Genomic DNA, 19,269 nt, shown 5'->3' with positions numbered 1-19,269 from the left:
TTTCATCCGGGTCATATCTGGTTTGCAGCGGCCCTTTCCCTTTGTCTAAATTGTCACAGAAACGAACCGCCTCTTTCCCGGTTTCATGAATCAGGAAACATCCTCCTATGCAATCTCGCCTGTCTTTCCCTCTCCCCGCATCCGGTCAGACAGCGGTTTACGGGCAGACGCAGGAGGCATATCGCGGTATACCAGTTCCGGCTGTCCTGTCTTATCCACTACCCCTTTGGTAATGGTGCAGATTCCGATTGTGTCATCAGATGGGATCTCATACATCAGATCCATCATGACTGTCTCAAGGATGGAGCGCAGTCCCCTGGCGCCGATTTTGCGGTCCACGGCCAGCTGTGCAATCTCCTCCAGGGCTTCCCTGGTGAACTCCAGCTTTACATTGTCTAACTCAAACAGCTTCTGGTACTGTCTTGTCAGGGCGTTCTTTGGCTCGGACAGGATGCGTACCATGGCGTCCTTTGTCAGGGACTGGAGGGATACCATCACCGGCACACGGCCGATGAACTCAGGGATCAGACCGAACTTAGTAAGATCCTTTGGTTCCACCTTCCTTAACAGGTCGTCAATATCGTTATCATTCTTATTAACCACTTCTGCGTTAAATCCAATGGAACCCGCGCTGATGCGCTGTTCCACAATCTTCTCCAGCCCGTCAAAAGCGCCTCCGCAGATAAACAGGATATTGGTTGTATCAATCTGAAGCAGTTCCTGATGCGGATGCTTCCTGCCTCCCTGAGGAGGAACACTGGCAACCGTTCCCTCCAGTATCTTTAAGAGGGCCTGCTGCACGCCTTCACCGGATACATCCCTGGTGATGGAAACATTCTCAGACTTCTTGGTAATCTTATCAATCTCATCAATGTATATGATACCGTACTCAGCACGGGAAATGTCATAATCAGCTGACTGAATCAGCTTTAACAGTATATTCTCCACATCCTCGCCCACATAACCTGCCTCTGTAAGGGCCGTGGCATCTGCAATGGCAAATGGGACATTCAGGATCTTAGCCAGGGTCTGAGCCAGGTAAGTCTTACCGGAACCAGTAGGACCAACCATGAGGATATTGCTCTTCTGTACATCCACATCCATGTTCTGGCAGGATGTGACGCGTTTGTAATGATTGTAAACAGCCACGGACAGCACCTTCTTTGCCTCATCCTGCCCAATGACATATTCATCCAGGAATGTCTTGATTTCCTTTGGCTTCAGAAGGCGGATATCTGCCAGGGCAGGGGATGCCGGATCTTCCTGTCCCTCCAGCTCTTCCTCCAGGATTTCTGAGCACAGTTCAATGCACTCGTCACAGATATACACATTGTTGTTGCCTGCTCCGGCAATCATCTTCCGTACCTGATCCTGGGTCCTTCCGCAGAAGGAGCAGCGGATCGTGTCATCTGGTCTAATTGGCATACGTTACCTAACCTTTCATGCTATTACCCAATTTATCCAACCGGGAATCATCTTACTTCTGTCCGGCCTTCCAATTAATGATGAGCGATGATTTCATCAATAAGGCCGTATTCCTTTGCCTCCCCGGCAGACATATAATTATCGCGCTCCGTGTCGCGTTCAATTACTTCTATGGGCCTTCCGGTGTTGGCTGCCAGGATATCATTTAACTTTTTCCTGGTCTTTAAAATGTTCTCGGCCACAATCTTAATCTCAGTGGCCTGGCCCTTTGCGCCGCCTGACGGCTGGTGAATCATGATTTCGGAATTAGGAAGCGCAAAACGCTTGCCCTTTGCACCGCCTGCAAGAAGGAATGCACCCATGCTGGCCGCCATGCCGATACATATGGTAGACACATCACACTTGATGTAGTTCATGGTATCATAAATTGCAAAGCCAGCTGAAACAGAACCGCCTGGGCTGTTGATATACAGATGGATATCTTTTCCCGGGTCTTCCGATTCCAGGAACAGAAGCTGTGCAACCACAAGGCTTGCGGATACATCATTCACTTCCTCTCCCAGGAATATGATCCTCTCTTTTAACAATCTTGAATAGATGTCGTAGGAACGCTCCCCACGGCTGGTCTGTTCAATGACATAGGGTACTAAACTCATATCATCATCCTCCTGTCACACAGTTATATTATATACTCACTTACAAAAACCCAGGAGATTCACAGTATGGCCCCCACACCGTAAACCCCCCGTATCATAACTTTCCACGATTCTTCCCATCGTGGACTTTCCAGTGTGTATTATACCAGTTTTGCTTCGGCAACCAGGAAATCCACCGCTTCCTGAACAGCAAGGTCTTCCTTCATCTGCTCTTTGTCGCGGTCTGACATGTACTCTTTTAACTTGTCAGACTCCATCTGGTAAGCAGCTGCCATCTTGGCAATCTCCTCATCCAGCCTCTCATCAGGAACCTGGATATTCTCAGCCTTAACAACTTCCTCCAGCACAAGTCTGGTCTGGATCCTCTTAAGTGCCTGGGGCCTCATCTGGTCCCTCATGGAATCCATGGTCATGCCTGTGTACTTCATATACATATCCATGGACAGGCCCTGTCCCTGCATACGGCGGGCAGTATCCTGGACCATGTTGTCAATCTGGCTCTCCACCATCTTATCAGGAATCTCCAGGCTTGCATTGGCGGCAACCTTGTCAACCACCCTGTTCTCATTCTCAGTGGCAGCTTCCTTCTGCTTCCTCTCAAGAATCTTTGCCTCGATATCCTTCTTGTATTCATCCATGGTCTCAAATTCGGAAACTTCCCCTGCAAATTCATCATCCAGTGCAGGCAGTTCCTTTACTTTGATTTCCTTTACGGTTACTTTGAAGGTAGCCGGCTTTCCAGCCAGTTCAGGCGCATGGTACTCTTCGGGGAAGGTTACGTTTACTTCGCACTCCTCACCGATGTTCCTGCCGATCAGCTGCTCCTCGAATGTATCGATGAAAGAGTGGCTGCCGATGGTCAGGTCGTAATCCTCTGCCTTGCCGCCGTCAAATGGCTTGCCGTCAACAAATCCTTCAAAATCAATGACAGTCTTGTCACCGTCGGCAACCGGTCTGTCCTCAACGTTCAGAAGCCTTGCATTCTGCTCCTGTACCTTCTTAAGCTCTGCTTCCACATCCTCAGCTGTCACGGATGCGTCTGCCTTCTCAACTTCAATGCCCTTATATTCGCCCAGGATTACCTCTGGCCTTACTGCTACAAGTGCGGTATAAATGAATGGCTTGTCCTTGCCTATCTGCTCCACGGCAACTTCCGGTCTGGACACAATCTCCAGTCCGCTCTCATCCATGGCCTGCATGCAGGTTGCGTTGATGGCTTCGTCAGCAGCATCCTCATAAAAAATGCCTTCGCCATACATCTTTTCAATCATGGCACGCGGTGCTTTGCCTTTACGGAAGCCTGGAATATTGAATTTATTCTTGTTCTTATTGAAGGCTTTCTTCATTGCATCCTCAAACTGCGCTGCATCTACTTCTATTGTCAGTTTGGCCATGTTTTTTTCTAATTTTTCTACCTGTACACTCATTTTTACGGGTTCCTCCTTAAAATATATGTGATTCGCCCATGAACCATGAGGGCGCTACACTTCAATGTACCATTATAGCATGCTCAAAATGAAAATACCAGCATTTTTTCATAAATTTCCTGTACATATTTCCCTGTATATCCAGACAGGCAATGTGCTGAACCATATTTTATCCGTCGGACACCCATGCGCTTTCAGGATGCAGGTATGATCCACTGGTATAATCCCGAATTATAATTTGACTAAAATGTCCAAAGCGTTTATAATGGTATATATGGATTTTACATAAATTTTACACAAATTTTACAAATGAAAGGTGGAGTAAATATGGGTTTTTATCGAAAGTACCACAAAATTCCAATGGTTTACAAAATGGTGGCAGCCATGGTCATCGGCATCCTGCTGGGGGCCGTGCTGGGTGAACGGGCCACGGCCGTGGAGCCCCTGGGTAAGTTTTTCCTGACACTGCTCAAGATGATTGCCCTTCCACTGGTCATTGTAAATCTGATTGCAGGCATATCCGCCCTGGATGACCCGCAGTCTTTCGGACGTATCGGGGGCAGGATTTTCATCTACTACTTCGGAACCACGGCAGTTGCCATGCTTGTGGGCACCCTGCTTGCAACCATCCTCCGCCCGGGTGTCAACCTGCCCCTGGAAGGAACGTATGACGGGGTGGTAGGCGAGATCCCCACTATTTTCGAAACCCTGATCGGGCTTGTTCCGGGCAACATCTTCCAGGCCATGGTGGACGGACGGTTCGACCAGGTGGTGGTGGTATGTGCCCTGATCGGCATCGGGGTCCTGATGCTGCCCAAGGAACCCAAGGCACGGCTGAGCCAGAGTTTCAGCGACCTGTCCATGCTGATGTCAAAAGTGGTGGGAATCATCATGGGACTGGCTCCCTTTGGCATCTGTGCACTGATTGCCAATTCCGTGGGCAGGTACGGAAGCAAGATTTTCGGCGTGCTTGCAAAATACATTGCCTGTGTGTACCTTGGGATATTCTGTATGTGTATGCTCTATGCCACCCTGGTATTCCTGTTCACCAGAATCGGATTCGGCCGCTTTTTCAAGACCGCTTCCAGCATCATGATTACCTCCTTCAGCACCTGTTCCAGCACCAGTTCCATACCAATCAACATGGAATGCGCGGATAAGCTGGACGTACCCCGAAAAGTCTCATCCTTCACCATACCCCTGGGTGCCCAGATTAACAAGGACGGAACCGGCCTGACCCTGGCAATTGTATTCGTGCTGACCGCACAGGCCATCGGCGTTTCCGTGGACCTTGCCACCCTGGTCAAAGTCATCATCCTGGGCCTCATCCTGACCACCGGATCCGGAGCCATACCAAGCGGTATGCTGGTCATCCTGGCCATCCTCCTGGAATCCCTGGGCTTCCCGCTTGAAATCGTGGGCCTGGTAGCCGGCGTCCATGCCTTCAACGACATGGGAATGACCATGATCAACTGTCTGGGTGACCTGGCCGGCACAACCATTGTAGGCCATGCAGAGAAAAAGCGGGTGCGCAGGGCAGAACGGACAGGAAACAGGACGCAATGACCTGACATGTCCTGATATCCCAGGCCTAATCCCATAAGCCCTGTATCCAGCAAAAGGAACTCCCCCGTTGTGCCGCATCTTCAATCGATACGGCACAACGGGGGAGTTTCATCATACCTGCAGATTTCGTCATTTCCGTAAGTCCTGTCATACCTGCAGGGCCCGTCATTCCTTCAATCAGCCGCGGCTGTACTGGATGGCTGCCGCAATCTTCTGGGCCTGCTGGGGCCCCTGAAGGAGGCGTATCAGTTCAAGGCCAAGATCCAGTGCATATCCCAGGCCCCTGCCGGTGGTGATATTGCCGTCAGTGACAACGCCCTGGCTTGTGTAGGATACCCCGGTAAGCTGCTCCTCAAATCCAGGATAACAGGTGGCTGTCCGACCCTTTAACAGCCCCATGGCCCCAAGGACGCTGGGCGCCGCGCAGATGGCAGCCACCCTCCTGCCCTGCTTATTGGCACGTTCAATGGCTTCCCTAAGCCCCTGGTGTTCCCTCAGATTATTGGTGCCAGGCATACCTCCCGGCAAAAACAGCACGTCCGCCTGATCAGGATCCGCCTCCTCAAACAGCGCATCTGCCATTAACCGTATTCCATGGGACCCCGTGACCTCTTTCCTTCCGGACACGGAAACCATTGTCACCTCAACCCCGGAACGGCGAAGCACGTCCACTACCGCAAGACATTCAACCTCTTCCAGCCCTTCCGCCAGAAATGCATAAACCTTTGCCATGATTCTCTCCCTTTCCTGCCATACTGACACAATACAACATAACAACGCACAATATTTTTATTTTATCATTTTAGTCTTTTTCTGAAAAGTGATAAATGATATGATAGTAAAATGGAAAAAATAACATTCCTTAGTAAAATCCACTAATTGCATTATGTATACAGTATTTGGAGGTATGAAAGATGGAAATCGAAAGGAAATATCTGGTGAACCACGTCCCTGCAGACTACATGGAATTCCCCTGCCATGCCATTGAGCAGGCCTACCTGTGCACCAGTCCCGTGGTGCGCATCCGCAGGGAGGATGACAGCTATTATCTCACCTACAAAGGAAAAGGCCTGATGGCCAGGGAAGAATATAACCTTCCCCTCAATGAACAGGCTTACGCCCATCTGCTCAAAAAAGCGGACGGCATCATCCTGACCAAGACGCGCTACCTGATCCCGCTGGAAGGCTCCAATCATCTCACCATAGAACTGGATATCTTTGAGGGAACCTACAAAGGTCTCATCCTGGCCGAGGTGGAGTTTCCCACGGAAGAAGAAGCCCTCACCTTCACCCCGCCCCAATGGTTTGGGAGGGATGTGACATTTTCCGGCGAATACCAGAACAGCAAGCTGGCCTGCGGACGTTAGGATGTGTTTGAAAATTGCTTTCCGTCAGGTGTGTGTCCCACTTTGTGGGAGATTTGGTCCCGATGAGGGAGGCGTAGCGGGCTACGTTGACCGAATTGGGGCCAATAACCATGCGGCAGAAAAAGGCTGGCTGCGGGTTTTGCAGCCAGCCTCTTATATTTAGCCGGTTTTCAGCATTCTACAGACCTTACTTCTTCTGTACATACTTCAGACAGTCAAGGGTTACTGCCGTGATGATGATGATACCTTCGAATACAAACTGAAGGTTTGTATCAATACCAAGAATTGTAAGGGAATAAATCAGTACGGTAAATATCAGCACGCCGACTACCACGCCTGAAATCTTACCGATGCCGCCGGTAAAGGATACGCCGCCCACCACGCAGGCTGCGATTGCATCCATCTCCCAGCCCTGACCATAAGCAGCGGAACCGGAACCCACCATTCTTGCGCATTCCAGCCAGGAACCGAATCCATAAAGGATACCTGCCAGGATGAAGGCACCCATGGTTACACCGAATACGGAGATACCTGAAACCGCGGCAGCTTCCGGGTTGCCGCCGACCGCGTATAAGTTCTTGCCAAAGGTGGTTTTATTCCAGATAAACCATACAATCACGATTGCAGCCACTGCCCAGAGGATAATGGTTGGGAATCCGTTAACCTTTGGGATGATCATCTTCGGGATAGCCGGTTCAATGGCACCAAAGGACACGCCCTTTGTGGCATATGTGACAAGACCAAAGATTACCAGCATGTTTGCCATGGTTGATATGAACGGATGCATCTTGAATTTGGCGGTAAAGAAACCTCCGATGGACGTAAAGCACGTACAAAGCACAATACACATAAACAGTGCAAATACAACCCTTAAGCCAATGGGCATGCCAGTAAAATCAAATACGTGTCCGAAAACAGAGCCGGTATTGATACCCTGGTGCATGATGATGGTTGCCGTGGTCATACCCATGCCCACCATACGCCCGATGGAAAGGTCCGTACCGGTAAGGAGGATAAGTCCTGCCACGCCCAGCGCAAGGAACATCCTGGGTGAGGCCTGCTGCAGGATATTTAAAATATTGTTATAGGTAAGCAGCTTTACATTCTTTACCACCGGGGCAGCGATACACAGCCCGATGAAAATCAGGATAATGGCAATATACAGACCGTTCTGCAGTAAGAATGTCCTGCGGTTGAATGTATATTTATAATTTTCCCATTTCTGCGCCCTGGTCTCCATGAAGGTGAATTTGGACAGACGGAGCATGTCAATCAGGTGATACTGCCAGACAAATGCAGCATGCCTTCTGTCCTTAATCCGCTGAAGTTCCTTGTCCAAGTCCATTTTTACATCAAACAGACGGTTCTTATGGACGTACTTCTCATCCTTTATCTCCTGATGGTCGGTAAGCTTTGACAGTGTCTGCTCATGCTCTTTGTTCAGTTGTGCAACCCTGGTGTCATATTGTTCCTTTGCCAGCGCCTTTTCCTGTTCACAGCTTGCCTTTAACGGCTGATAATAATCCTTTTCAAAATGCGCCTTGAGGAAACCCTCCGCATCGGAAATCAATTTCGCAATCTCGTCTTTATTCTTTGCCTCAACAGCCTTTGCCTGTTCCATCTGCGCGCTGCTGGCAGCAATCCTGTCCGCTCTTTCTTCTTTTGTAAGGGAACGGTCCCTCTTTGCCGCATCGATACTGTTCTGCAGGGCCACTACCCTGTTGGTACCATCCGCCCTGAGGCTGTCAATCTTTTTCTGAATCTCACCAACATAATCCTCGATCGGCTTACGCAGCTGCATCTCCTGCTCAGCCGTAAGAGTCTCATTGTTTCCTTTTGCCATATCCATGAATCCCCCTTATAGGTATTTTGCACTGAGCCTCAAAAGTTCTTCCTGATCCGTCTCTTTTGTATTGACAATTCCGGAAAGACGTCCATTTGACATAACACCAATACGGTTTGTAATACCCAGGATCTCCGGCATCTCAGAAGAAACAACAATGATTGTCTTCCCCTGTTTCGCCATATTGATAATCAGCTCATATATTTCATACTTTGCGCCCACATCGATACCTCTTGTGGGTTCGTCCATCATAAACACCTGCGGACTGCGTTCCAGCCATTTTCCAAAGATGACCTTCTGCTGGTTGCCGCCGGAAAGGCTGGAAATCATGTCATCGGGACCCATACACTTGGTATGCATGATTTTTATTTCCTTTGCCGTGGCTTTTATCATCTTTGCGTCGGAAAGCGCTAATCCTGACATATACTGCGGAAGATTGGCAATGGTGGTATTAAAGGTAAGGTCCCCCTTTAAAAACAGGCCGTTAGCCTTCCTCTCCTCAGTAATCATGGCAAACCCATGATCCATGGCTTCCTTTGCGCTGCTGAAATTCATTAGACGGTTATTAAAATAAACCCGTCCTGCCGCCCTGGTGCGGACACCAAAGATTGTTTCCAAAAGTTCTGTCCGCCCTGCCCCCACCAGACCGTACAGTCCGAATATCTCGCCTTCTTTTACATCAAACGAGACATCCTGCAGATGAGGTTCAAACTTCGTGGATAAATTCTGTATGGACAGGATCACATCCCCGGGGGTATTGTCAACAGGCGGGAACCGGTTATCAAGGGAACGGCCGACCATTGCCGCAATCAGCTCATTCATGTTTGCATCCTTGGTACTCTTTGTCATGACCAGGTTGCCGTCCCGAAGCACTGATATCTCATCGCATATTTCAAAAATCTCATCCATCTTGTGGGAAATATAAATCAGGGCGATTCCCTGTTCTTTTAACATCCTCATCATCTCGAAGAGCTTATCAACCTCCTGTACGGTCAGGGAGGAGGTAGGCTCATCCAGAACAATCACTCTGGAATTATAGGAAATGGCCTTAGCGATCTCACACATCTGCCTCTGTGATACGGACATGCGCCCCATGGGCTGGGTAAGGTTAACGGTCATGCCCAATTTCCTAAAAAGCTCAGCGGCTTCTTTTTTCATTCTGCCTTCATCAATTACACCCATGGAATTGACCGGATAGCGTCCAAGGAACAGGTTGTCAATCACATTCCGTTCCAGACACTGGTTAAGTTCCTGGTGAACCATCGCAATGCCGTTTTCAAGAGCATCCTTTGGTCCGGAAAAGCTTACTTCCTTGCCATTCAGGAAGATATTTCCCTCGTCTTTCTGGTAAGTGCCGAAAAGGCACTTCATCATGGTTGACTTGCCGGCGCCGTTCTCACCCATAAGCCCCATAACGGTTCCGCGCTTCACATCCAGGTTGATATGGTCCAGAACCCTGTTACGGCCGAAGGACTTGCTCATACCGCGTATTGATAAGACGATATCATCTTTCTTATCTGCCATTATTTTACTCCTGTATACATAGATTGATTGGTTTCAGTATTAAGTCTGAATCGATTATTAGGGAGAATTTCTTCTCCCTAATAACAGAATATCTTTACCTTTCCACGATTTTATCCATCGTGTACTTTCCTTGATATCAATGAATATTACTGCTCAAGCAGAGATGTGTATGAAGCTGCGTTATCTGTCTTAACCATGTTAATGGCAAATGCATCATACTGGCTTGGATTTCCAAGACGGTTGGTGATATTGGACTCAGTCTGTCCGTCACCGCCGATGTAATCAACTTTAAGGTTGAGAAGCTTATCGTACTTCTGAAGCAGCGGCTGGTAGGTGGATCCCAGGAAGTTATCAGCTGAGTTGTAGATGTTCAGCCATACAGACTTTTCAGGGCTTGTGCTGGCATCCAGCTGGTTGGATACAGGTGCGTAAACCATGGTGGAATCCATGAAATCCTGATAGTTGTCAGAAGTAACAGCAACGTTCAGGGCATAGTAGGAACGCTCATCAGCCCTGTATACATATACATCGTCACTGAGGACGTTGCCTGCTGAGTCTGGTGTGGCAATACCGGTGTTGATGTCAACGCCGTCCAGTGCATTACGCAGTACACGAAGTGTCAGGTAAGCCTGTACGTCTGCATGCTGGCTGATTGTGCCGCCGTAGCCTTCTGCGATGGCAGCAACCGCGTCGCTGTTTGCATCATAACCGAATGTAGGAACATTGTTGTCCTTGGACCATGCATTGAACATTGACATGCCCATGCCGTCGTTATTGGATACAACAATATCAATCTGTTCGCCGAAAGAAGAGGACCATGTGCCGATTCCGTTGCCTGCAGTAGCTGCATCCCATGTAGCGCCTGCGGAGTTCTTCATCTCCTGGGAAGCCAGTTCGCGTACAATGTATGTCTTGCCGCCCGCCTCAATGGAGCCGTCCTTTACAACTGTTGCGGTACCGTCTGCATTTGTGCCAACCGGAGTACTGTCGATGTTGCCGTCTTTTTCAACGCCTGTGCCAAGAGCCTTACGGACACCCCTTGTACGTGCAATGGAGTCATTATGTCCGATATCCCCGATTGCCAGGACATAACCGATGATTCCGTCGCCGTTGCGGTCGATTGTGTCAATGTTCTTCTCGATGTAATCCTTAACCATGGTGCCCTGAAGCTCGGCACCCTGATTGGCATCGAAACCTACATAATATGTATCCTTATTGAAATTCAGGGCTGTCATATCCAGCTGTCCGGTAGCGCTGCTGGATGGCTGACGGTTAAACCATACCAATGGTTTGTCCTTGTTAGCCACTTCTGCGCCGCTTTCAGCTGCTGCTGCCTCGGTTGTGGTTTCTGCTGCTGCCTCAGTGGTGGTATCACCGCCGGCGGCTGCTGTTGTAGGTGCTTCCGTTGGCTTGCTTCCGCCGCCGCAGGCAACCAGTGATAATGCCATGGAACACGCAAGGGCAACACTTAATGCTTTTTTCATTTTTAATTCCTCCCTTATGAATAATATGATTGCTTTGGTTGTTTTTGCTTAACAACAAAGCCATTATACGGCCTGGTTGTGCATTTTTCCATAGGATTTTTAAAGAATGATTATAAAATTTCTTTGATTCTGTGTTTTTTTATCAGGTTTTTATGGAAGCCTACTTATTTTTAAGCATTTTTGCCTCCTCCTGGGTCAGGACCTTCTGGGGACACCAGTAATATTTCCCATTGACCAGCGGCACGACGGACTTGGGGTCCTGGCCCAGGGACAGGTTCCAGGCAATGTCAAATATGGCCTGGGCGTAACTTTCCTTATCCGATTCCACGGTAGCGAAAAGGGTTCCCTCCTCCAGGGCCTTTATGCCCACAGGGGTGCCGTCAATACCCACCACCTTGATGGAATTGGCCCCTATCCCGGCCCGGTTCATGGCGTCGATGGCGCCCAGGGCCATGTCATCGTTGTTGCTTACCACCAGTTCAATCTGCCCCGGGTACTCTTTCAGCCACTGCTCCATAAGGGCCGAAGCCTGGCTCCTGTCCCAGTTGGCAATCCCTCCCGTGATTTTCTCCAGCGGAACGCCCCCGTCTTTTAAGGTCTGGATGGACCACTCCGTACGGATCAGGGAGTCCTGATGGCTGGTCTCACCTTCCAGGAGCACGTAGCTCACCAGACCGTTCCCGTTGGCGTCCAGGGTGCGGGAATCCTTCCGATAGGCATCCACCAGGACCGCTCCCTGAAGCACGGCCGATTCCTTGGCGTCCGCGCCCACGTAATAAAGCTTCTCCCACCGGTTCATGTCCTCCTCCACCGGTTCCCGGTTAAAAAACACCACCGGAGTCCCCGCATCCATGGCTTTGTCAATGATGATGGAGGCAGAGGAACGGTCCACGCTGTTGATGCACAGGGCGTCACATCCAAGGGATATCAGGCGCTCCACCTGGCTGTTCTGGGTGTTCTGGCTCCCCTTGGAGTCCAGGATATCCAACTTTACCTTGATTCCTGTTTTCTGTTCATATTCCTTTGCCTTATCCTCCAGGCCTGTGCGCAGGGTGCCGATGAAGGTATCATCCCCGCGGTAGAGAAGGACCCCGATACGGATGGAATTCTTCTTTGTCTGCCGCTGTCCTTCATGTTCCCTGTACTGCCAGAACCCGATCAGGATGCCGGCCCCTAAACAAACCGCCAATAAATAAATCCAATTCCGCTTCACCGCATACGCCCCTTTCATTTTCCCGTTTTCCCTCATTCAATGGGATAGAACATTTTCTCATTTGTCTTATCCCTCAGCCTGTCCTTGTCCACGTAGATGGCCGTCAGCTGCGTCTCCTGCTTCTGGTGGGTGCCCTGGATGGCTTCCACTGCCTGCTTCACACTTAAATACCCCTCGTCAAACTGGTTATAGGCCGTCATCCCCGTGACAATCCCCTTTTCCAGCGCCCTGAGCAAAGATGTGGTGCTGCCCACGCCGTAAAGCCCGGACACCCTGCCCTGATAGATGGGGTCTTCCTCCAGTATCTGGGCTGCCTGGTCCAAGGACTGTACGTCCAGGGCTATGATGGTAATCTTGCCGCTGCCGGGGGAGTCCGTTTCCTGGACAGCCTGCCGGTATGTGTCCTGAACCTTCTTCTCTATGAGCCGGTATTGATACCCATATCCATCCAGCACGCCCCTGACCCCTTCGTAGACCTGGGCGCTGTCCCCATAGTCCAGTCCCTTACAGAAGAGATAGACCGGGACATCCCTGGGGGTCTGGGATACGGCCGCCTCCCCCAGCATCCTTCCAATCTCCCGGCTGTCCACACCGATGGTATCCGCCACCTTTGCGCTCTGCTGTGGGCTGCCAAGAAAGAGGACAGGGCAGCCCGTATTCATGCCCTCCAGTTCCTTAACCGCCTCTTCTGCCATCACCGGGGCCAGGATGACCGCCCTGGTCCCATCCCTGATTTCCCTTTTCACCAGCTCCATCTGCTGTGCCTGGTCATGGTCCGCGTAAAGGGTGATGAAGCTGACGTCCCCGTGGAATTCCACCGCTGCCTGATCCATGCCCTTTTTGAAATTCACATAGTAGTCATCATTGTCCCCGTCTATGATGACGGAAACCGGGTATACCTCAATCTCCTTTTCCTTGATGATAAGGTCCGTGGAGGACATCAAGAACAGCAGGACCAGGATACCGGCCCATATGCACCAGAGAATTTTCCCTTTATTTAACATAGGCTTCCTCTTTCTTCACTTCCTGATAGGGAATAGCCGGCAGATGCGCCGTAACCGTGGTCCCCTCATCCGGTTCCGACAAGATCTCAAGGCCGTATCCCGTGCCAAAATAAAGCTTGATCCGCTCATTCACATTCTTTACGCCAATGCCGGAGCCCCTGCCTGAGGACGTATGGTCCGCGGCCCGGAACAGGCGTTCCACCTGCTCCTGGGTCATGCCCAGCCCATTGTCGGACACGCTCATATAAAGGTCGTCCTCCCGGCGCCATGCCCTGACCAGGATTTCCCCGTCCCCGTCCATGAATTCCATGCCGTGGTAGATGGCATTTTCCACCAGTGGCTGAAGCATGAGCTTTAAGCTGGCCAGTTCCAGGACATCCTCATCCGCCTCAATGTCATAGGTGAATTTGTTCTTATAGCGCATGTGCTGGATCATCAGGTAGTTGCGCACATGCTCCAGTTCGTCCTTTACCGGGATGATGCTCTTTCCCTTGCTTAAGCTGATCCGGAAGAATCTGGCCAGGGCCGTCACCACCTTCACGGCTTCGGACTGCTTTTCATTTTCAATCATCCATACAATGATATCCAGGGTATTGTAGAGGAAATGCGGGTTGATCTGGGACTGGAGCGTGTCAAATTCACTTCTACGCTTGGATTCATGCTCTGCCACGATGTCGTTCATCAGCTTCCGGATCCGCCTGGCCATGCTCTGGATGGAGGTGCCCAGATGCTGTATCTCATAGGAACCGGCGCTTCTCACCTCCACTTCCAGGTTCCCCTGCTCAATCTCATTAACCGCCTTCTCCAGCTCTTTGATGGGGTCCGTGATCCTGGTGGAAATGTAGGAATTGATGATGGAAAGGATGAACAGCACAAATGCGATGATGAACACCATCAGGAGCTTTGTCTTGATGTTGTTAAGGGACATGCCGTCAAGGGGCGTGACGCCCACGATCTTCCAGCCCGTATATCCCACGGTCTTCACTGACACAATCCGCTTTTCCCCGTCAAATACCTCCTCATAATTGCCGTCCTTAAGGCCGGCCGACTCCCGGTTGTTCTCTTTGACAATGCCGGAGTCGATAAGCTGTGCCTTTGGATGATAAATGATCTCCCCATCGCTGCTGATCAGGTACGCATATCCGCCGTTGCCCAGGTTCACGCCGTCAAACAGCCGCTCCAGGCTGTTGTAACGGATATCGATGAGCAGCACGCCCTGGTCCGTATAGGGACCATTGGTAATCTCCACTGCCCTTGACATGGAAATGACCCAGCGGTACTGGCTTTCGCTCCCATCAAAGATTGTCTGTACATGGGGCGTGGAAAAATGCAGGTTCTCTGTCTTTAAAAGGGTGTTCCTGAACCAGTTCTCATCAATCACGTCAACATTGGACTTGAGCCTGGCCGCAGGTACGGATTCCAGCATCTGGCCGTTCTTGGACAGCAGGGCGATATTTTCTATATTATCCTTGTTATTGTCATACAGAAGGGTGATCTCGCTGCCAATGGAGCCGTCCGAAAGGTCGGCGTTCTTAATCACGCCGTAATATAGGGAATCGGACAGCTTCATGATTGTCTGCAGATAGGAATCCATGGAACGGTTAATCTGGTTAATCAGTATCTGGTTCTCTTCCTGTATGGTATCCGCCATCTGTCCCGACAGCCTTGTATAGAGGGAAATGCCTATAAACACGCTGGCAGCCAGGGCGGTCAGCGTAAAATAAATAAATATGATGTAGCGGATGCTGGCCTTTTGCACACCCTGCCTCTGCTTTTCAAAAAGCATGTCCGTCTCCTTACCGTTTGGCTCCCCTGAACTTGGTTGGGGAAATACCGAAACGTTTCTTGAATACATAACTGAAATAGTTCTGTTCCTGATACCCCACCTTGGATGCAATCACATAGGTCTTGTCATCAGTCTTGCCCAGCAGTTCCACCGCCTTATTCAGCCGCACCTCGGTCAGATAGGCGATATAGGCCTGCCCTGTTTCCTTCTTAAACATGGTGGAGAAATAGGCCGGGCTCATATGCAGGTGGCGGCAGATTTTTTCCACGGAAAGGTCCGGATCCTGGTAGTTGTCCATGATATATTCCTTGGCCTCCTGTATTACCTGCTTCATGGTGTTGTCACGTTCCTGGTTCATCACCTGGTTCATCCGCAGCGCCACCGACAGAAGCCACTGGCTGAAATCCTCCTTTTTCTGCATCTTGGGGATCAGCGCAAAGGTATCCTCATGGTCCTCCCCTTCCTCCAGAATCTGGGCCATATCCAGGTCATGCTGCTGGATCCTCTGTATGATGCTGCTGGACACGCTCAGCATATAGGCCTGGCACTGGCGGAAATGCACCTTTGCGTCGCTCATCTTATCCATGACGCTGCGCACGGCCTCTTCTATCTTTTCCCTGGGGCCGAACTTGATGGCCGCAATCAGTTCCGCCTCGTCCTTGCCGTCAAACAGCAGCTTGCCGCCGCTGACCGGCTCCACGTCGTTGATGTAGATGGTGCTTCCGCCTCCCACGATGGCCTTGTAACCAAGGGCGTCCACTGCCGCCTTGTAGGAGCTGCTGATTTCAGACAGGGCCTGACAGCCGTGACCGATTCCCACCGTGATGGGGACTTCCAGGATTTTCTTGGTCTCCTTACAGATGTCCCCCAGCACGTCAATCAGCCCTGTCTGGCTGTTCTCCCCGTCAATGGCAGCAATGACTGCAATCTCCGCCGCCGCTGTCCTGGCCGAGGTAGCCAGGGCGCAGCGGCAGTAATTCTTTAATTTCTCCTCCACAATCTGCATCACGGAAATGGGAATCAGGTCCTTTTCCTTGTGCAGGGGAAGCATGGCGCTGCCCCGGATTTCCTCAGGCTCAATGTCAATGGCAGCGGCCACCCACTTCTTGGCTCCGGCAAGGGGTATGTCATATTCCTGCAGCCGGTCGGCCACGGTTTCTTCCGGCACCGGATAACTGATCAGTTCATTGATGAACTGTTCCCGCAGGATGGGAAGACTTTTAATATAGTTCTCCCGCAGCAGGCTTACATTCCTCTTCTGTTCAATCTCCTCGTCCAGGTTGGATTTGATGCGCTTTAATATGGCAGTCAGCTCCTCCACGTTCACGGGCTTTAATATATACTCCGTCACATTCAGCTTGATGGCCTGCTTGGCGTATTCAAAGTCATCATATCCGGAAAATATGACGATTTTTACGGAGGGATATTTCTGGCGCACCTTCTCCGCCAGGGTCAGTCCGTCCATATATGGCATACGGATATCCGTAAGGATCAGATCCGGCTCCAGGGCCTCCACCTTCTCCATGGCGTCCTCCCCGTTCTCCGCATCCCCCACAACCTGAAATCCTGCTTCTGTCCAGTTAATCTTCCTGATGATGCTCTGCCTTACCTCTTCCTCATCATCCACCAGAATAATCCTGTATAAGTCCATATGAATGCCCCTTTTCTCATCTATCGTGAAATATCTTCCTGAAATCCCGGCTGTTAATATATCTATTAATTATACAATGAGTCCCATTATTTTGCAATTGTCCGGTTGGCCCCGTACTGCTTATGATGCATTATAAGTATAAATAATATAACATTCATATTGTCCTCCAATGCTAATATATGTTATGATAAGTCCTGTAACAGGCAGGATTACAAATCACTGATCACAAATCACTACTATCAAAGAGGGCATATACATGGGCGGAATATTTGGTGTTGCATCTAAGAACAGCTGTACATTGGATCTTTTTTTCGGAGTCGATTACCACTCCCATCTTGGCACGAAACGCGGCGGTATGGCCGTGTACGGGGAACAGGGCTTTGCCCGCTCCATCCATAATATAGAAAACAGCCCGTTCCGTACAAAGTTTGACGGCGATTTAAACGAGCTGGAGGGATATTATGGGATTGGATGTATTTCCGATAATGAACCCCAGCCCTTATTAATCCAGTCACACCTGGGAAGTTTTGCCATAACAACGGTGGGCAAGATCAACAACCAGGACGAGCTGATACAGGAAGCATTCCGGAACGGACATATACATTTTATGGAGATGAGCCACGGGCGTATTAATTCCACGGAGCTGGTGGCTGCCCTGATTAACCAGAAGTCATCCCTGGTGGAAGGGCTTTTATATGCGCAGGAACGGATTGAAGGTTCCATGACCATACTGCTGCTGACCCCAAAAGGCATCTACGCCTCCAGGGACAGATACGGCAGGACGCCTGTTGTAATCGGAAAAAAGGAGGATGCTTTCTGCGCCTCCTTTGAGAGCTTTGCCTTTATCAACCTGGGCTACTCTGACTACAAGGAGCTGGGCCCCGGCGAAATCGTATTCATTACCCCGGAATGTGTGGAAACCATGAGCCCCCCAAGACAGGAGATGAAAATCTGCTCTTTCCTCTGGGTCTACTACGGCTATCCCACCTCCACCTATGAGGGGGTCAACGTGGAAAGCATGCGCTATGAATGCGGAAAGCTTCTGGCCAAACGCGATGAGGCAAGGCCCGACGTGGTGGCCGGCGTACCTGATTCAGGAATCGCCCATGCCATCGGTTATGCCAATGAATCCGGCATCCCCTTTGCACGCCCTTTCATCAAATACACGCCTACCTGGCCCCGTTCCTTCATGCCCCAGAACCAGGGCCAGCGCAACCTGATTGCGAAAATGAAGCTGATTCCCGTGGACTCGCTGATCCGCGGCAAAAAGCTGCTGCTGATTGACGACTCCATTGTCAGGGGGACCCAGCTGGGCGAGACCTCCGAATTCCTTTACCAGAGCGGCGCAAAGGAAGTGCATATCAGGCCTGCCTGCCCGCCCCTTATGTTTGGCTGTCCCTATCTTAATTTCTCCCGCTCCTCCTCGGAGCTGGACCTGATTACCAGACGTATCATCAGGGACAGGGAAGGCGGCTGCGTATCGGATGAACTGCTGGCAGACTACGCCAACCCGGACAGCGGTAATTACAAGGAGATGATGGAGGAAATCCGGAAGCGCCTGAACTTTACCACACTCCGTTACCACAGGCTGGACGACCTGGTGGAATCCATCGGCATTTCCCCATGTAAGCTCTGCACCTATTGCTGGAACGGAAAAAAATAAATCAATCATCCAATCTGATAAAGGAGGGCATTGCAGATGGCGGCCGCCACGTTGCTGCCCCCCTTTCTTCCTTTTGCCACAATGTACGGCGTGTCCTCAAGGGTAAGGATCAGTTCCTTGGACTGTACCACGTTCACAAAACCGACCGGCGCCCCTATGACCAGGGACGGGGAAATGCTCCCCTCCTTCACCAGCTCATATAGGCGGATCAAAGCAGTGGGGGCATTGCCGATGGCAAAGATGCAGGGACGGCTCCTTCCAAATAACCGGGCCGCCTTCTCCATGCTGGCCACTGCCCTGGTGGTCCCTTTTTCTGCCGCCTCCTCGGCCACGTCCTTATCTGCCATGAAGCAGAGCGCCTCCCCTCCCAGGGCAGACAGCTTCCTTTTATTCACCCCTGACCATCCCATATTGGTGTCCGTGACGATTACCGCCCCCTGTTTGAGGGCGTCGATTCCCTTCTGTACTGCGTGCTCAGAAAATACCAGGTTCCCGGCGTACTCAAAATCAGCCGTGGTATGGATGGCCCGTTTGATGACCGGCTCCTGTTCCGGCTTAAGCCGGATTCCCATTGACTTAAGTTCCTGGTCAATCAGTTCAAAACTTCGGCGCTCTATCTCTGATGGGAGCACCTGTTCCAATTGTATATTTAACATCCTG

15 protein-coding genes and 2 pseudogenes are annotated in these 19,269 nt (G+C 50.6%); 4 read left to right on the top strand and 13 right to left on the bottom strand.

All coding sequences use genetic code 11. From position 1 onward, the window contains the following. Positions 1 to 105: 105 nt before the first annotated feature. From clpX to tig, 3 genes are all read right to left on the bottom strand, one after another. Positions 106 to 1,425: an ATP-dependent Clp protease ATP-binding subunit ClpX gene (gene clpX, locus DWX59_RS09020; protein WP_117558253.1), complete on the bottom strand. Its 1,320-nt coding sequence runs from the start codon at positions 1,423 to 1,425 to the stop codon at positions 106 to 108. A 74-nt stretch (positions 1,426 to 1,499) separates the two neighbouring features. Beyond that, the gene (gene clpP, locus DWX59_RS09015) at positions 1,500 to 2,081 is read right to left on the bottom strand and encodes an ATP-dependent Clp endopeptidase proteolytic subunit ClpP (protein WP_117558251.1); all 582 of its coding nucleotides are present in this window, start codon (positions 2,079 to 2,081) and stop codon (positions 1,500 to 1,502) included. A 140-nt stretch (positions 2,082 to 2,221) separates the two neighbouring features. Beyond that, positions 2,222 to 3,508: a trigger factor gene (gene tig, locus DWX59_RS09010; RefSeq protein ID WP_117558250.1), complete on the bottom strand. Its 1,287-nt coding sequence runs from the start codon at positions 3,506 to 3,508 to the stop codon at positions 2,222 to 2,224. 327 nt (positions 3,509 to 3,835) lie between these two features. On the opposite strand from tig, the gene DWX59_RS09005 reads away from it, so the two are divergent. Continuing rightward, the gene (locus DWX59_RS09005) at positions 3,836 to 5,074 is read left to right on the top strand and encodes a dicarboxylate/amino acid:cation symporter (protein WP_117558247.1); all 1,239 of its coding nucleotides are present in this window, start codon (positions 3,836 to 3,838) and stop codon (positions 5,072 to 5,074) included. Positions 5,075 to 5,251: 177 nt separating this feature from the next. Here the strand turns inward: DWX59_RS09005 and DWX59_RS09000 are convergent, their stop codons facing one another. Continuing rightward, the gene (locus DWX59_RS09000; RefSeq protein ID WP_117558245.1) at positions 5,252 to 5,806 is read right to left on the bottom strand and encodes a DJ-1 family glyoxalase III; all 555 of its coding nucleotides are present in this window, start codon (positions 5,804 to 5,806) and stop codon (positions 5,252 to 5,254) included. Between the two features lie 182 nt (positions 5,807 to 5,988). Here DWX59_RS09000 and DWX59_RS08995 point away from each other — a divergent pair, with 182 nt between their 5' ends. Then, positions 5,989 to 6,441 carry a CYTH domain-containing protein gene (locus tag DWX59_RS08995; RefSeq protein WP_117558243.1) on the top strand — a complete coding sequence of 151 codons (453 nt, stop codon included), beginning with the start codon at positions 5,989 to 5,991 and terminating at the stop codon, positions 6,439 to 6,441. 1 nt (position 6,442) lies between these two features. After that, positions 6,443 to 6,499 (top strand): annotated as a pseudogene (locus DWX59_RS29920) (hypothetical protein); the annotation flags it as partial. On the opposite strand, the pseudogene DWX59_RS29915 reads toward DWX59_RS29920, so the two are convergent. The 8 genes and pseudogenes from DWX59_RS29915 to DWX59_RS08955 form a co-directional block, all read right to left on the bottom strand. Then, positions 6,485 to 6,553: pseudogene (locus DWX59_RS29915) on the bottom strand (DUF6783 domain-containing protein); the annotation flags it as partial. The pseudogenes DWX59_RS29920 and DWX59_RS29915 sit on opposite strands and share 15 nt — an antisense overlap. A gap of 75 nt (positions 6,554 to 6,628) precedes the next feature. Continuing rightward, a complete protein-coding gene (locus DWX59_RS08985; protein ID WP_117558634.1) occupies positions 6,629 to 8,284 on the bottom strand; it encodes an ABC transporter permease subunit in 1,656 nt (551 codons plus the stop codon). Between the two features lie 15 nt (positions 8,285 to 8,299). Next, complete coding sequence (locus DWX59_RS08980) at positions 8,300 to 9,808, bottom strand: sugar ABC transporter ATP-binding protein (protein WP_117558239.1); 1,509 nt, start codon at positions 9,806 to 9,808, stop codon at positions 8,300 to 8,302. A gap of 146 nt (positions 9,809 to 9,954) precedes the next feature. Next, entirely contained in the window at positions 9,955 to 11,292 is a 1,338-nt protein-coding gene (locus tag DWX59_RS08975; RefSeq protein ID WP_117558236.1) for a substrate-binding domain-containing protein, read from the bottom strand. A gap of 160 nt (positions 11,293 to 11,452) precedes the next feature. After that, complete coding sequence (locus DWX59_RS08970) at positions 11,453 to 12,505, bottom strand: galactose ABC transporter substrate-binding protein (RefSeq protein WP_349121137.1); 1,053 nt, start codon at positions 12,503 to 12,505, stop codon at positions 11,453 to 11,455. A gap of 32 nt (positions 12,506 to 12,537) precedes the next feature. After that, positions 12,538 to 13,509, bottom strand: a complete 972-nt coding sequence (locus DWX59_RS08965; RefSeq protein WP_117558234.1) for a substrate-binding domain-containing protein — start codon at positions 13,507 to 13,509, stop codon at positions 12,538 to 12,540. Continuing rightward, positions 13,499 to 15,295 (bottom strand): sensor histidine kinase, encoded by a 1,797-nt coding sequence (locus tag DWX59_RS08960; protein ID WP_117558232.1) that lies wholly within the window; start codon positions 15,293 to 15,295, stop codon positions 13,499 to 13,501. Before DWX59_RS08960 ends, DWX59_RS08965 begins: the two co-directional genes overlap by 11 nt. A gap of 10 nt (positions 15,296 to 15,305) precedes the next feature. After that, positions 15,306 to 16,946 (bottom strand): response regulator, encoded by a 1,641-nt coding sequence (locus DWX59_RS08955; RefSeq protein WP_117558230.1) that lies wholly within the window; start codon positions 16,944 to 16,946, stop codon positions 15,306 to 15,308. 256 nt (positions 16,947 to 17,202) lie between these two features. Between DWX59_RS08955 and DWX59_RS08950 the strand changes: the two genes are divergently transcribed. After that, positions 17,203 to 18,609: an amidophosphoribosyltransferase gene (locus tag DWX59_RS08950; protein WP_117558228.1), complete on the top strand. Its 1,407-nt coding sequence runs from the start codon at positions 17,203 to 17,205 to the stop codon at positions 18,607 to 18,609. 5 nt (positions 18,610 to 18,614) lie between these two features. Here the strand turns inward: DWX59_RS08950 and DWX59_RS08945 are convergent, their stop codons facing one another. Continuing rightward, the gene (locus DWX59_RS08945) at positions 18,615 to 19,265 is read right to left on the bottom strand and encodes a precorrin-8X methylmutase (RefSeq protein ID WP_117558226.1); all 651 of its coding nucleotides are present in this window, start codon (positions 19,263 to 19,265) and stop codon (positions 18,615 to 18,617) included. Positions 19,266 to 19,269: the final 4 nt, after the last annotated feature.

Origin of the sequence: Enterocloster aldenensis, from assembly GCF_003434055.1 — a bacterium.
GTDB lineage: Bacteria > Bacillota > Clostridia > Lachnospirales > Lachnospiraceae > Enterocloster > Enterocloster aldenensis.
The sequence above is the reverse complement of the archived record's forward strand: the minus strand, read 5'-3'. Positions and strand labels throughout refer to the sequence as shown.